The sequence below is a fragment of the Actinoplanes regularis genome (genome assembly GCF_900188005.1).
Classification (GTDB): Bacteria; Actinomycetota; Actinomycetes; order Mycobacteriales; family Micromonosporaceae; genus Actinoplanes; species Actinoplanes regularis.
On the sequence record NZ_FZNR01000007.1, the window covers coordinates 1 to 14,968 of the forward strand.

10 protein-coding genes are annotated in these 14,968 nt (G+C 68.3%); 5 read left to right on the forward strand and 5 right to left on the reverse strand.

What is annotated here, in order from left to right:
• Positions 1–328: 328 nt before the first annotated feature.
• The 4 genes from CHC09_RS19560 to CHC09_RS19575 form a co-directional block, all read right to left on the reverse strand.
• Positions 329–1,243, reverse strand: coding sequence for a carbohydrate ABC transporter permease (locus CHC09_RS19560; protein ID WP_373871920.1), 915 nt, complete (start codon positions 1,241–1,243; stop codon positions 329–331).
• Complete coding sequence (locus CHC09_RS19565; protein ID WP_179277212.1) at positions 1,240–2,181, reverse strand: carbohydrate ABC transporter permease; 942 nt, start codon at positions 2,179–2,181, stop codon at positions 1,240–1,242. The genes CHC09_RS19560 and CHC09_RS19565 overlap by 4 nt, the downstream gene beginning before the upstream one ends.
• A 138-nt stretch (positions 2,182–2,319) precedes the next feature.
• On the reverse strand, positions 2,320–3,693 hold the full coding sequence (locus tag CHC09_RS19570; protein WP_089294602.1) for an ABC transporter substrate-binding protein: 1,374 nt from the start codon (positions 3,691–3,693) through the stop codon (positions 2,320–2,322).
• A 383-nt stretch (positions 3,694–4,076) separates the two neighbouring features.
• A complete protein-coding gene (locus tag CHC09_RS19575) occupies positions 4,077–5,441 on the reverse strand; it encodes a UDP-glucose dehydrogenase family protein (protein WP_089294603.1) in 1,365 nt (454 codons plus the stop codon).
• Positions 5,442–5,798: 357 nt separating this feature from the next.
• Between CHC09_RS19575 and CHC09_RS19580 the strand changes: the two genes are divergently transcribed.
• The 4 genes from CHC09_RS19580 to CHC09_RS19595 all read left to right on the forward strand — a co-directional run bounded on the left by CHC09_RS19580 (position 5,799) and on the right by CHC09_RS19595 (position 13,850).
• Positions 5,799–8,456 (forward strand): cellulose binding domain-containing protein, encoded by a 2,658-nt coding sequence (locus CHC09_RS19580; protein WP_089294604.1) that lies wholly within the window; start codon positions 5,799–5,801, stop codon positions 8,454–8,456.
• Positions 8,457–8,468: 12 nt separating this feature from the next.
• Positions 8,469–11,390 carry a glycoside hydrolase family 48 protein gene (locus CHC09_RS19585; RefSeq protein ID WP_239138390.1) on the forward strand — a complete coding sequence of 974 codons (2,922 nt, stop codon included), beginning with the start codon at positions 8,469–8,471 and terminating at the stop codon, positions 11,388–11,390.
• 4 nt (positions 11,391–11,394) lie between these two features.
• The gene (locus CHC09_RS19590) at positions 11,395–12,471 is read left to right on the forward strand and encodes a lytic polysaccharide monooxygenase auxiliary activity family 9 protein (protein WP_089294605.1); all 1,077 of its coding nucleotides are present in this window, start codon (positions 11,395–11,397) and stop codon (positions 12,469–12,471) included.
• A 95-nt stretch (positions 12,472–12,566) separates the two neighbouring features.
• On the forward strand, positions 12,567–13,850 hold the full coding sequence (locus tag CHC09_RS19595; protein WP_239138389.1) for an SGNH/GDSL hydrolase family protein: 1,284 nt from the start codon (positions 12,567–12,569) through the stop codon (positions 13,848–13,850).
• Here the strand turns inward: CHC09_RS19595 and CHC09_RS19600 are convergent.
• Positions 13,840–14,463, reverse strand: coding sequence for an L-threonylcarbamoyladenylate synthase (locus tag CHC09_RS19600; protein WP_089294606.1), 624 nt, complete (start codon positions 14,461–14,463; stop codon positions 13,840–13,842). The genes CHC09_RS19595 and CHC09_RS19600 overlap by 11 nt on opposite strands.
• Before the next feature lie 57 nt (positions 14,464–14,520).
• Here CHC09_RS19600 and CHC09_RS19605 point away from each other — a divergent pair, with 57 nt between their 5' ends.
• Entirely contained in the window at positions 14,521–14,967 is a 447-nt protein-coding gene (locus CHC09_RS19605; protein WP_089294607.1) for an NUDIX domain-containing protein, read from the forward strand.
• Position 14,968: the final 1 nt, after the last annotated feature.

Consider the following 14,968-nt stretch of genomic DNA (forward strand, 5'->3'; position numbering starts at 1 on the left):
TGAAACGCCTGGTCAACCGCGAGATCCTGACCGAGACCCAGCCCGGCCTATTCACCCTCAGCCAGAAACGGACGTAACCTCACGGACCGGCCTCTGAGAGGGGGCGCCGGCCGTTGCGGTTGATGGGCGGGGTCGTGGGGCGCGGCGGCGGGTCGGGGTGGCGCGGGCCTCGCGCGAGTGCGCCACGGGACTTGGCTCGAGCCTGGCCACGGCGCCCCATCGGTCGTACCTAGGGAAATGGATCTTGAATTTGCTGTTGGTTGTCTGACGCACTGCGGGGCCGCACCGTGTGGTGCGGCCCCGCAGAACATGTGACAGGAGGTGGAAGCTACCCCTTGACGCTGCCGGCGAGCAGGCCGCGGACAAAGTAGCGCTGGAGCAGCAGGAACACCGTGACCGGCACGATGATCGAGACGAACGTGCCCGAGGCCAGCAGGTGCCAGGCCGTGCCGCGGGTGCCGGTGATGTTGGCCAGCTGCAGGGTGATCGGGGCGACCTCGTCGCCGCCGCCCGCGAAGACCAGGGCCACCAGCAGGTCGTTCCAGACCCAGAGGAACTGGAAGATGCCGAACGCCGCCAGTGCCGGGATGAGCAGTGGCAGCATCACCCGGAAGAAGATCGACACGTGCCCGGCGCCGTCGATGCGGGCGGCCTCGATGAGGCCGGCCGGGATCTCCTTCATGAAGTTGTGCAGCAGGTAGATCGCCAGGGGCAGGGCGAACGTGGAGTGCGCCAGCCACAGCGGCCAGAACGTACCGCTGATGTCGATCTTCACGAAGATCGTCAGCAGCGGGATCAGGGTGACCTGCAGCGGGACGATCTGCAGCGCGAAGATCGCCAGGAACAGGATGTTCTTTCCGCGGAAGTTGATCCAGGCGAACGCGTAGGCGCCCAGGGCGGCGAGCGCGATCGGGATCAGCACCGCCGGGATGCAGATCGTCAGCGAGTTGACGAAGAAGTCGGCGAGGTTGACGCCGGTCTCCTCGTCGAACACGGCTCGGTAGTTGTCCAGGGTGACCTGTGGGTCGCTGAAGAACGTCCACCAGCCGGTCCGCTTGATGTCCATCTCCGGACGGAACGACGAGAGCAGCAGCCCGAACGTCGGGAGCGTCCAGAGCACCGCGACGACGATCGCGACCAGGGAGGCCCACGGCGAGCTGAGCCGCTTCTTCGCGATCGCGGAGGCGCTCGGTGCGGGTGCCTTGAGTTCCGGCGTCGTCGCTACGGGTGTGGCCGTCATCATGCCTCCCGACGGACGTGGCGGATGTTGTAGAAGACGATCGGCAGCACGAGGATGAACAGCACCACCGCGAGCGCCGCGGCGAGACCCTGGTTGTCGGCCCGGATCAGCTGGCTGTAGAACTCGTTCGCGATGACGCTGGTCTTGAAGTTACCGCCGGTCATCGTGCGGACCACGTCGAAGACCTTGAGCGTGCCGATGGCCAGCGTGGTCAGCACCACGACGACGGTCGTCCGGACGCTGGGCAGCGTGATCTTGAAGAACATGCTCCACGGGCTGACGCCGTCGAGGCGGGCGGCCTCCACGATCTCGTCCGGGATCGCCTTGATCGCGGCCGAGAGGATCGTCATGGCGAAGCCGGCCTGGATCCAGATGAACACCACGATCAGCAACAGGGTGTTCAGCCGCCCGGTGTCGGTGATCAGCAGCTGGACCGGTTCGCCGCCGAGCCAGACGATGATCTGGTTGAGCAGGCCGATCTGGTTCACGTTCGGCTGGTTGACCCGGTACTCGTAGACGAACTTCCAGATCACCGACGCGGCGACCATGGAGATCGCCATCGGCAGGAAGATCAGCGCCTTGGCGAACGACTCGAAGCGGGACTTGTCCACCAGGATCGCGTAGACCAGGCCGATCGCGGTCGCCAGCGGCGGAACCAGGACCACCCAGATGATCGTGTTACCGAGCACGACCAGTTGGTCGTTGTCGGTGAGGATGGTTTTGTAGTTGTCGACGCCGATGAACTCTTCGCCGTGCGCGTCGAAGAACGACTCGTAGACGGTGCGCAGGCCGGGGTAGACCAGGCCGACAGCGAGTAGCACCACGACCGGCAGCAGGTAGAGGTAGCCGACCCAGTTGTCGGAGCGCTTGCCCCGGACGCGACTCGCGATGAAGAGGATGACGCCCATCACGGCGGCGAACAGCAGCAGCGCCGAGAGCATTTGCAGGAGCTTTTCAGGGGTGGTGCTCGCGGTCTCAAACACGCGACCCGGACCTCCTTCGTATTCCGAGGGGAAAGAGGGCGATGGCCGGCCGGGACGCGCAGGGCGTCCCGGCCGGCCTCGGAGATTCGGCTCAGATCACTTCTTGGGCCATGCGGCTTCGATGTTGTTCACCGTGGTCGCCGTGTCCTGTCCGGTGATCCAGGCCGTGGCCTGCTTCCAGAAGGCGTTGGAGCCGACCGCGGCGGGCATCATGTCCGAACCGTCGAACCGGAACTGCGCGTTCGGGTCCTGCAGGATCTTCGCGGAGAGCACGTCGATCGGGTTGGTCAGGTTCTCGATGTTGAGGCCCTTGTTGGCGCTCACCCAGCCACTGGAGGCCTTGGCCTTCTGGTTGGCCCAGATCTCGGTGGAGAGGTAGTACTGGAACGCCTTGACCTCGGGACGGTCGGCGAAGGCCACGACGAACTCGCCGCCGCCCAGGACCGGCTTGCTGCTGGCGTCCTTGCCGGGCAGGTAGAAGGCGTAGATGTCGCCGTCTTCCGCGATCTTGGTGGCCTTGGGGAAGTTGGCCGCGTAGAAGCTGGCCTGGCGGTGCAGCGAACAGGTGCCCTCGAGGATGTTCAGGCCGCCGTCCTGGAACGAGGTGGCGGCGATGCTCTTGACGTCGCCGATACCGCCGTTCACGAACTTGTCGTTCTTCAGGTAGTCGCCGACGGCGTTCCACGCGGCGGTGGACTCGGGGCCGTTGAACGGGATCTCGTGGCTGACCCACTTGTCGTAGGCGTCGACACCGTTCACACGGAGCATGAAGTCCTCGACCCAGTCGGTGACCGGCCAGCCGGTGGCGTCACCGGAGCCGATGCCCGCGCACCACGGCTTGCTGCCGGTGGCCGCGATCTTGTCGCTGAGCTGCTTCAGCTCGTCCAGGGTCGTCGGGATGGTGTAGCCCTTGTCCTTGAACTCCTTCGGCGAGTACCACACCAGGGACTTGACGTTGGCACCCAGCGGCGCGGCGTAGAACTTGCCGTTGACCGTGCCGTAGGACTTCCAGTCCTTGCCGAACCACTTGTCGGTGTTGTCGGAGACCTCCTTGGGGGCCTCCACCGCCTTGCCGGTGTCGACGAGCTGCTTGAGCAGACCCGGCTGCGGCACGTACGCGATGTCCGGCGGGTTGCCGGCCTTCGCGCGGACGAGGATCTGGGTCTCGAAGGACTTGTCACCCTCGTACTTCACCGTGACGCCGGTGCACTTCTCGAAAGCCTCGTACGACTTCTTGTGCGGGGTGTCCTCCGGGGTGACGATGCCGGTGTAGACCGACACGGTCTTGCCCTTGAGGTCGCCGAACTGGCTGAACTGCGCGCAGTCGATGCCGGCCGACGCCGCATCGGTGGAACCGCTCGAGTCGTCCTTCTTGTCGCCGCCGCAGGCCGCGAGGCTGAGAACCAGCCCGACGCCGAGGGCACCAGCGAGCGCGACTCGGGATCGCGAACTCCCACTCTGACCGAACATACCGCTCCCTATGTCTTTGACGCGCCTCCGGCGTCTGGCGACGCCGCCGTCCGAAGCGCGACTCGACCAACAGTCAAGAGGTAACCGCCACGTTGCGCAATGATTTCCCCGTGATCGAGTCGGTAACGATATAGCTGCGAGACCCGCGCACCTTAACCGGTTAAGAAGATTGACGGAAGAGGCCAGTTGCTCCGGGTAGTTTATCCGGATTTATACGCCTTAAATCGCCATGATACTAGCAGTGAGTCGGTTTTGTTGGGCTTCGCGGGAACCCGCTTCAGTCGTCAAGCGGAGAAGGTCGGACGGATTGCGCCTACGACGCAAAAAGGAACCGCCGTGGCCAGGGGCCACGGCGGTTCCGGTGAGTTGTGCGGGTGGGTCGGTCAGCCCGCCACAGCGAGGTACTTGTAGCCCAGCCGGCGCATCCGGTCGCCGTCCAGCGCGTGCCGGCCGTCCAGCACGAGCGGGTTGCGCATCAGCCCGACGAACTTGCTCCAGTCCAGCTCCAGGTACTGAGCCCACTCGGTGACCAGCACGACCGCGTCGCAGTCGTCGAAGACGCCGTCCAGGCTCTCGCTCAGGTGCGGCGCCAGCTCCGGCTGCTCGTGCCGGAAGCGCTCACCGGCGATCGGGTCGTGCAGCCGGACGCGGGCGCCCCGGGCCAGCAGCAGGTTCGCGATGTCGAGCGCCGGCGAGTCGCGCAGGTCGTCGGTGTTCGGCTTGAAGGCGAGGCCGAGCAGGCCGATCTTGCGGCCCTTGAGGATCCGCAGCTCGTCCTGGAGCCGCTCCACCGCGATCGCGCGCTGCCGCTGGTTGACGTCGCGGGCCGCCTTCACGATCGGCATCTCGTGGTTGTACTCGGCCGCCGTGGCGATCAGCGCCTTGGTGTCCTTGCCGAAGCAGGAGCCGCCCCAGCCCACGCCGGGCTGCAGGAACCGGGAGCCGATCCGCTGGTCCAGGCCCATGCCCCGGGCGACCTCGGTGATGTCGGCGCCGACCTTCGCGGCGAGCTGGCCGATCTCGTTCACGTAGCTGATCTTGAGGGCCAGGAACGCGTTGGCCGCGTACTTGATCAGCTCGGCGGAGGCCAGGTCGGTGGAGACCAGCGGCACCGCGGTGGCGTCCTCGGGGCGCGGCTGGAAGGTGGGCGCGGTGAAGGTCTGGTTGATGATCGGCTGGTAGAGCCGGTTCAGCACTTCCAGGCTGCGCGGGCTGTCCGAGCCGATGACGATCCGGTCCGGGTAGAGGGTGTCCGCGATGGCGTTGCCCTCACGCAGGAACTCCGGGTTCGAGGCGACCGAGAACTCGACGCCGGCCGGGCGGTCCTCGCGCTGGGCGAACGACTCGCGCAGGATCGCGTCCACCCAGTTGCCGCTGCCGATCGGCACGGTCGACTTGTTCACCACGACGGTGAAACCGTGGTTCAGCGAGCGGGCCACGCTCTCCGCGGCGGAGCGGAGGTAGCGCAGGTCGGGGCTGCCGTCCTCGGCCGACGGGGTCTGCACCGCGACGAAGACCACGTCAGCGCCGGGCACACCCTCGTCGTAGCTGGTGGTGAAGCTCAGGTTGGGCGCCGCCTCGGCGAGCAGCTCCTCCATCCCGGGCTCGTAGATTGGGCACTTTCCGGCGCGCAGCATGTCGACCTTGTGCTGGTCGAGATCCACACACGTCACCTCATGCCCCAGGAAGGCGAGGCTGACGCCGGTGGTCAGGCCGACATAGCCGGTACCAACAACGCAAACCTTCATGCAATCTCCTCCACCGCTACGCCGGGCCGTCGTCACACCGTGTACCGGTGGCCTCACTGCCGACTGGTTGCGGGCCTGGCCGTCAGGTGTCAGCCCGCACATTCCGCCGAATGATACACAGCCGCACCTCTGGCAACTTGTCGCTGCTCACAGTGCTACTTCCGGGGAGAGCCGCTCCGACCGGCGGTTTTGCCCCGGCGCTCGAAGATCGAAACCTGTCTTTCACCAAATTGTCGCGCTCCGTAGTTGAACGGCGACGGACTTCTGATGTTTCCGGCTCTTGACAGGAAGATGACGGAGACAGACGCTTCTGGGAGCGCTCCCACCTTCATGCTCATCAATGGAAGGTCTGCCCCCATGAGAAGGTCCCCCGGCGGCGCGCTCGTCGCCGCTCTGGCGGTCGCCGCCACCGCGGTCGTCGTGATCTCCCAGCCGATGTCCGCCACGGCTGCCGGCACCGACCCGTACAGCTGGAAGAACGTCCGGATCGACGGCGGTGGCTTCGTCCCCGGCATCGTCTTCAACCCCGGCGAGCAGAACCTCATCTACGCCCGCACCGACATCGGCGGCGCGTACCGCTGGAACCAGACGAGCCAGAGCTGGACCCCGCTGCTGGACTGGGTCGGCCAGGACGACTGGGGCCACAACGGTGTGCTCAGCATCGCCCCGGACCCGGTCGACACCACCCGCGTCTACGCCGCCGTCGGGATGTACACCAACAGCTGGGACCCGAACAACGGTGCGATCCTGCGCTCCACCGACAAGGGGAACACCTGGTCGCAGACCAATCTTCCGTTCAAACTCGGCGGCAACATGCCCGGCCGGGGCATGGGGGAGCGCCTCGCGGTCGACCCGGCCAACAACAAGAACGTCTACTTCGCGGCCGAGGGTGGCAACGGGCTCTGGCGCAGCACCGACTACGGCGCCACCTGGGCCAAGGTCGGCAACTTCCCGAACGTCGGCAACTACGTCCAGGACCCCACCGACACCAACAACTACCTGAACCAGAACCAGGGCCTGAGCTGGGTGACCTTCGGATCCGCCGGGAAGATCTTCGTCGGGGTGGCCGACAAGGACAACCCGGTCTACATGTCCTCGGACAGCGGCTCGACGTGGACCCGGATCGCCGGGCAGCCGACCGGGTACCTCGCGCACAAGGGCGCCGTACAGGGCGACTATCTCTACATCACCACCAGCGACACCGGCGGTCCGTACGACGGTGCGGCCGGCGAGGTCTGGAAGTACCAGATCAGCACCGGCACCTGGACGAACATCTCGCCCACGGCGGTCGCCGACCGGTACTACGGCTACTCCGGCCTGACCGTCGACGCCAAGAAGCCGGGCACCCTGATGGTCGCCACCCAGATCTCCTGGTGGCCGGACGCGATCTTCTTCCGCAGCACCGACTACGGCGCCACCTGGACCCGGATCTGGGACTGGAACGGCTACCCCAGCCGGACCAAGCGCTACACCATGGACATCTCCGCGAACCCGTGGCTCGACTTCAACAACAACCCGCAGCCGCCCGAGGAGACCCCGAAGCTCGGCTGGATGAACGAGTCGCTCGCGATCGACCCGTTCGACTCCAACCGGCTGCTGTACGGCACCGGCGCCACGGTGTACGGCACCACCCAGCTCACCAACTGGGACGCCAACACCACGTTCACGATCAAGCCGATGGCCAAGGGCCTCGAGGAGACCGCCGTCCTCGACCTGGCCAGCCCCTCCACCGGGGCCCCGCTGGTCAGCGCGCTCGGTGACATCGGCGGCTTCTACCACGCCGACCTGGACGCGGTGCCGGCCAACTTCCACGACACCCCGAGCCTGGGCAGCAACACGAGCCTGGACTTCGCCGAGCTCAGCCCGGCGTTCTTCGTCCGGGTGGGCAACGCCGACGCCGCCCCGCACATCGGCATCTCCAACGACGGCGGCAAGAACTGGTACCAGGGTCAGGAGCCGTCCGGGGTGACCGGTGGCGGCACCGTGGCGGTCGGTGCGGACGCCAACTACGTGGTCTGGTCGCCGGCGGGCACCGGCGTCCACTACTCGACCACGCGGGGCAGCAGCTGGACCGCCGCCACCGGGCTGCCGGCCGGGGCGATCGTCGAATCCGACCGGGTCAACCCCAAGACCTTCTACGCGTACGCCGCCGGCAAGTTCTACACCAGCACGGACGGCGGAGCGACGTTCACCGCGCAGTCGGTGGCCCTGCCCACGACCGGGCGCCTGCACCTGAAGGCGGTCCCGGGCGTCGCCGGCGAGGTCTGGGTGGCCGGCGCGACCGGCCTGCTCCGCTCGATCGATTCGGGCAAGACCTTCGCCACGGTCTCCTCCAAGATCACCGAGGGAATCAACGTCGCCTTCGGCAAGGCCGCGCCGGGCGCCTCCCACCCGGCCGTCTTCCTGGTCGGCACGGTGGACGGGGTCGACGGGGTGTACCGCTCCGACGACACCGGCGCGAACTGGCTCCGGATCAACGACGACAAGCACCAGTACGGCAACATGGGCGACGCCCTGACCGGCGACCCGCGCATCTGGGGCCGGGTCTACCTGGGCACCAACGGCCGCGGCATCCTCTACGCCGACCGGACCGGCCCGGTGCCGTCGACCTCCGCGTCCGCCTCGGCCTCGGCGTCGGTCTCCCCGTCGGCGTCGGTGTCGCCCTCCACCTCGATCTCCCCGTCCACCTCGCCGTCGACGGGCACCGGCTGCACCGCCGCCTACAAGATCACCGGCTCGTGGACCGGCGGCTTCCAGGGTGAGGTCACGGTGACCAACAACGGCGCCACGGCCACCACCGGCTGGACCGTCAAGTGGACCTACACCGCCGGGCAGACCGTGACCCAGTCCTGGGGCGGCACCGCCACCCAGTCCGGCACCGCGGTCACCGTCACCAACGCGTCCTACAACGGCGCTCTCGCGTCCGGGGCCTCCACCACGTTCGGATTCCTCGGCAGCACCACCGGCACCACCAATCCCGTCCCGTCTCCCGTCTCCTGCTCCCGAGTCCCTTAGGAGGACACCCCCGTGAGACCGTACGTTCAACGCCTGCGACGCAGGCTGGCCGTAACCGGCGTCGCCGTCCTCGGCGCCGGGGCGGTTTTCGTGGCCGGCGGCCCGCCGGCCTACGCCGCGGCCGGCTGTGCTGTCGTCTACAAGGTTCAGAGCCAGTGGTCCGGTGGCTTCACCGGTGACATCGCCATCACCAACTCCGGTGACCCGATCACGTCCTGGAAGCTCGAGTACGACTTCCCGGACGCCGCGCAGAAGGTCACCCAGGGCTGGAACGGCACCTACGCGCAGAGCGGCCAGCACGTCACGGTGACCAACGCGGCCTGGAACGGCACGCTCGGCACCGGGGCCTCCACCAGCACCGGTTTCAACGGCACCTTCGGCTCCACCAACCCGGTGCCCACCACGTTCACCCTGAACGGGGTGCCCTGCAACGGCTCGGCGGCCGCGCCCACCGTGGCGATCAGCAGCCCGGCCGCGAACACCCGGTACACCGCGCCGGCGTCCATCCCGATCGCGGCCACCGCCACCGCGACCAGTGGCCAGAGCATCGCGAAGGTCGAGTTCTACCACGACGGCCTGCTGCTCGGCACGGACACCAGCGCGCCGTACGCGTACACCTGGACCGGGGTCCCGGCCCAGACGGCCGCCTACCACCTGCAGGCCATCGCCTACGACGGCGCCGGCACCAGGAGCAACACCGCCGACGTGCCGGTCTTCGTCGACGCGTCGACCAACCCGGCGATCGTCGCCGACGCCACGTCGGCAACGCTCGAGCCCGGGGCGAGCGGCTCGTTCAAGGTCGCGCTGAGCAAGGCGCCCACCGCGAACGTCACCGTCGCGGTGGCCCGCAGCGCGGGCTCCACCGCGGTCACCGCCACCCCGGCCACGCTCACGTTCACCCCGTCGAACTGGAGCACCGGCCAAGCCGTCACGATCGCCGCGACCAGTTCGGCGACGGTCGGCGACACGGCCACGATCACGGCCACGTCGAGCGGGTACACCGCGGCGAACGTCGCGGTGACGATCGTCAAGGCGGGCGCGGTCGACGCACGGTTCACCCAGATGTACAACGACATCAAGAACTCGGCGAACGGCTACTTCAGCCCGGAGGGCGTGCCCTACCACTCGATCGAGACGCTGATCGACGAGGCGCCCGACCAGGGGCACGAGACGACCAGCGAGGCGTTCAGCTACTGGCTGTGGCTGGAGGCCGAGCACGGGCAGGCCACCGGGGACTGGGCGCCGTTCAACAGCGCCTGGACGACGATGGAGAAGTACATCATCCCCTCGCACGCCGACCAGCCGACCAACGCCAACTACAACGCGTCCAAGCCGGCCACCTACGCGGCCGAGTACCCGCTGCCCTCGCAGTACCCGTCACAGCTGGACACCGGGGTGTCGGTCGGGTCGGACCCGCTGGCGGCTGAGCTGAAGAGCGCGTACGGCACCGACGACATCTACGGCATGCACTGGCTGCTGGACGTGGACAACACGTACGGCTTCGGCCACTGCGGTGACGGGACGAGCCGGGTCACCTACATCAACACGTTCCAGCGTGGGCCGCAGGAGTCCACCTGGGAGACCGTGCCGCAGCCGTCCTGCGACACGTTCAAGCACGGTGGCCCGAACGGCTACCTGGACCTGTTCACCAAGGACGCGTCGTACGCCAAGCAGTGGAAGTACACCAACGCGCCGGACGCGGACTCGCGGGCGGTGCAGGCGGCGTACTGGGCGTACACCTGGGCGACCGCGCAGGGCAAGGCGTCGCAGATCTCCACGGCCGTCGCCAACGCCGCGAAGATGGGTGACTACCTGCGGTACTCGTTCTACGACAAGTACTTCAAGCAGCCGGGTTGCACCTCCACCTCGTGTGCGGCCGGCACCGGCAAGAACGCCTCGAACAACCTGATGTCCTGGTACTACGCCTGGGGCGGCGCCTACGACACGTCCGCCGGCTGGGCGTGGCGGATCGGCTCCAGCACCAGCCACTTCGGCTACCAGAACCCGATGGCGGCGTACGTGCTGTCGAACGTCTCGGCGTTCGCGCCGAAGTCACCGACCGCCAAGGCGGACTGGCAGGCCAGCCTGAACCGGCAGCTGGAGTTCTACCAGTGGCTGCAGTCCAGCGAGGGGGCCATCGCCGGTGGCGCCACCAACAGCTGGAACGGCAACTACTCGGCACCGCCGTCCGGCACCCCGACGTTCTACGGCCTGTCCTACGTCGTGGCTCCGGTCTACGCCGACCCGCCGTCCAACCAGTGGTTCGGCATGCAGACCTGGTCGCTGGAGCGGCTGGCCGAGTACTACTACACGACCGGTGACGCCAAGGCCAAGTCGGTGCTCGACAAGTGGGTGCCGTGGGCGCTGGCGAACTCCACGATCAGTGCCACCAGCTTCTCCATCCCGTCCGACATGTCCTGGTCGGGTGCGCCCGCCACCTGGAACCCGTCCAGCCCGGCCACGAACACGAACCTGCACGTGACGGTCACCAGCAAGGGTCAGGACCTCGGCGTGGCGGGCTCGTTCGCCAAGCTGCTCACCTACTACGCGGCCAAGTCCGGCAACGCCACGGCGAAGACGGCGGCCAAGAACCTGCTCGACGCGATCTGGACGCACAAGGACTCGAAGGGTGTCTCGGTCACCGAGACGCGCGCCGACTACAACCGTTTCGACGATGTCTACAACGCGAGCACCGGCCAGGGCCTGTACATCCCGCAGGGCTGGACCGGCAAGATGCCGAACGGCGACGTGATCGCCCCCGGCAAGTCGTTCCTGGACATCCGCTCCTTCTACAAGAACGACCCGGACTTCCCGAAGGTCCAGGCGTACCTCAACGGAGGGGCCGCACCGACGTTCAACTACCACCGGTTCTGGGCCCAGGTCGACGTGGCAACCGGCTACGCCGACTTCGCCCGGCTGTTCCCGAACGGGTGACGCCATGAAGATTGCCAGAATCGCCCTGTTCGTCAGCGCGCTCGTGGCCGGGATCCTCGTCCTGCCCACGGCCGCCCAGGCGCACGGCGCACTACAGGTACCGGGCAGCCGGACCTGGCTCTGCTACCAGGACGGCCGCAACCCGACCACCGGCGCGATCGAACCGAAGAACGCGGCCTGCGCCGCGGCGGTCGCGCAGAGCGGCGTCAACTCGCTGTACAACTGGTTCGCCGTGCTCCGCTCGGACGGCGCCGGCCGGGTCAACGGCTTCCTGCCGGACGGTCAGCTGTGCAGCGGCGGAACCGGTGGGCCGTACAACTTCACCGGGTTCAACCTGGCCCGGACCGACTGGCCGCAGACCCACCTGACCGCCGGGGCCTCCGTCGAGTTCCACTACAACGACTGGGCCAAGCACCCCGGCACGTTCTACCTCTACATCACCAAGAACGGTTACGACCCGACCAAGCCGCTCGCCTGGAGCGACCTCGAGCCGACCCCGTTCGACCAGGTGACCAACCCGCCCGCGAACGGTGGCCCGGGCACCGATGACGGGCACTACTACTGGACCGGGAACCTGCCGTCGGGCAAGACCGGCAAGCACCTGATCTACTCGGTCTGGTCCCGCTCGGACAGCCAGGAGACCTTCTACGGCTGCTCCGACGTGGTCTTCGACGGCGGCCACGGGGAGGTCACCGGGGTCGGCACCCAGCCGACCTCGCCCTCCCCGTCGACCCCGGCGAGCCCGTCCACGTCCCCGTCGACGCCCGGCGGGGGCACCGGCACCGGCTGCACCGCGATGTACAACGTCGTCTCGACCTGGTCCGGAGGGTTCCAGGGCCAGGTGATGGTGCACGCGGGCACCACCGCGGTCAACGGCTGGCGCGTCACCTGGACGTGGCCCGGCAGCCAGACCCTGGCCTCCGTCTGGAGCGCCAAGGCGACCAGCAGCGGTTCGCTGGTCACCGCGACCAACGAAACCTGGAACGGGACGATCGCGGCCGGCAACTCCACCACGTTCGGCTTCCTCGGCTCCGGCACGGCTCCGGCCACCGTGCAGAACCTGAGCTGCTCGACCGGGTGATCCGAACCGACCCGGGGGTGTGGCAACCGCACACCTCCGGGTCGGTTTCGCCGGGAGGTATTGACGGTGTGCTACCGGCTGCTTACGTTTCGGTCTTGCACATCGATCGCTTCTCCGCCCTCGGGCGCGCCGCGAGCCGGCGCGCCCTGATCCTCGGTGGCGTCGGTGTGGCCACGCTGGTCGCGGTCCCCGGCGCCGCCGGGCAGCGGCGCAACACGGCCGCCGCGACCTCCTGGACCGGCAGTTGGGCCACCGCGCCGACGCCGGGGACGAAACTCTTCACCGCGGACTGCACCGTACGCCAGGTGGTGCACCTCAGCCTCGGCGGAATCGAACCACGCCTGCGGCTGACCAATGAGTACGGCGACGAACCGGTCCACCTCGGCGAAGTCTGGACCGGCCGCCGCGCCGGCGGACCGGACAGCACCGCGATGCGGGCCGGCACCGTCCGCCCGGTCACCTTCGACGGCCGCACCGGTGTCGTCGTCCCGGCCGGCGGCAACCTGATCAGCGACCCGGTCCCGGACCTGCCGGTCGCGTCGGGCGACGACCTGGTGATCACCTTCTACCTGCCGGAGAGCGTCCGCGCCGGCACCCTCAGCCCCAACTCGTACCAGCGCAACCAGGTCGTGCCGGGCAACGTCGCGGCCCTGCCCGACGGGTTCGGCGGCGCCGTCATCACCCGGTACGTGCTGCTCGGTGGCGTCAGCGTGCGCCCGGCCGTACCGAGCGCCGCGGTCGTTGCGTTCGGCGACTCGATCACCTGTGGGGCCGGCAGCACGATCGGTGCCAACCGGAGGTGGCCCGATCTGCTGGCCGCGCGGGCCCGGACGGCAGGGCGGCCGCTCGGCGTCCTGAACGCCGGAATCGGCGGCAACCGGCTGCTCTCCGGCCCGGAACCGCCGACGGATGGCGGACAGGCGGCGAACTACCGCGGGCACGTCACCGTCGGCCCGTCCGGCCTGCGCCGCTTCGCCCGTGACGTGCTGGACCAGCCCGGCGCCGGACACGTCATCACCCTGCTCGGGATCAACGACGTCGGGCACGGCGCCGGCGCGGACGCGCTGATCGCCGGGCACCGGCGGCTCATCGGGCAGGGCCGGGCCGCCGGGCTGACCATGATCGGCGGCACGCTGCTCCCGTTCGGCGGCAGCGGGTACGACACGCCGGAGCACCGCGCCGCCCGCGACGCGCTCAACCGCTGGATCCGGGAGAGCGGCGAGTACGACGCGGTGGTCGACTTCGAGGCCGCGGTCTGCGACGACCGGTTCCCGCAGCGCCTGTGGCGCGGCTACGACCCCGGCGACCACCTGCACCCGAACGACGCCGGCATGTCGGCCCTGGCCGCCGCTGTCCCGCTGGACCTGTTCAGTCGCTGAACCGCGCCGGATCCCCGGCGCCGACCCGAAGCACCTCCGGCACCCCCTCGGACAGGTCGATCACGGTCGTCAGGTCGGTGCCGCACTCCCCGGAGTCGATCACCGCGTCCACGCTGTGGTCCAGGGTCTCCTTGATCTCCCAGCCCTGGGTCATCGGCTCCGCCTCGCCGGGCAGTTGCAGGGTGCTGGAGACCAGCGGTTCACCCAGTTCGGCGAGGATCGCCTGGGCGGTGGTGTGCGCGGTGATCCGCACCCCGACGGTCTTCTTCTTCGGGTGCAGCAGCCGCCGCGGGACCTCCTTGGTGGCCGGCAGGATGAACGTGTACGGCCCCGGGGTGCTGCTCTTGATCGCCCGGAACAGCGCGTTGTTGATCTGCACGAACTGGCCGAGCTGGGCGAAGTCGTAGCACATCAGGGTGAAATGGTGCTTGTCGTCCAGATGTCGGATCGCTCGGATCCGGTCGAGCCCGTCCTTGTTCCCCATCCGGCAGCCGAGCGCGAAGCGCGAGTCCGTCGGATAGGCGATCAACCCGTCCGCACGGATCAGGTCGACCACCTGATGAATGATGCGCGCTTGCGGATTGTCCGGGTGCACGTCGAAGTACTTCGCCACTCCGCCCAGCTTAGGCCGCTCCCCGGACGGGTTTGAACCGGCCTAGAGTCGAGCGCCATGGAGACCGTTTTCCGGCCGGCTGTCCGAATCCTCTGCTTCGACCGGGACGGTCGCCTTCTGCTGATGAACTGGGCGGATCCGACCGACGGCCACCGCCTCTGGGAGCCGCCGGGCGGCGGCATCGACCCGGGCGAGACGCCGCTGGAGACGGCCCGGCGGGAACTGGCCGAGGAGACCGGCCTCGACCCGGCGGCCATCCATCCGGACTTCACGCTGGTCGAGCGCGACACGCTCTGGAAGGGCCGGCACTATGCCGGCCCCGAGCAGTTCTTCGTCGCGCGGTATGCGGTTGCGCTCCCCGCGATCGCCCGGGACGGTCTGCTCCCGTATGAGCAGGCCGACCTGCTGGGTCACGCCTGGATCCACCCCACCGACTTCCCGGAGCTCCCCGACCCTCTCGAACCCCCGGCCCTGGCCGAGATCTGCCGCAATCTTCAGGCTTGAA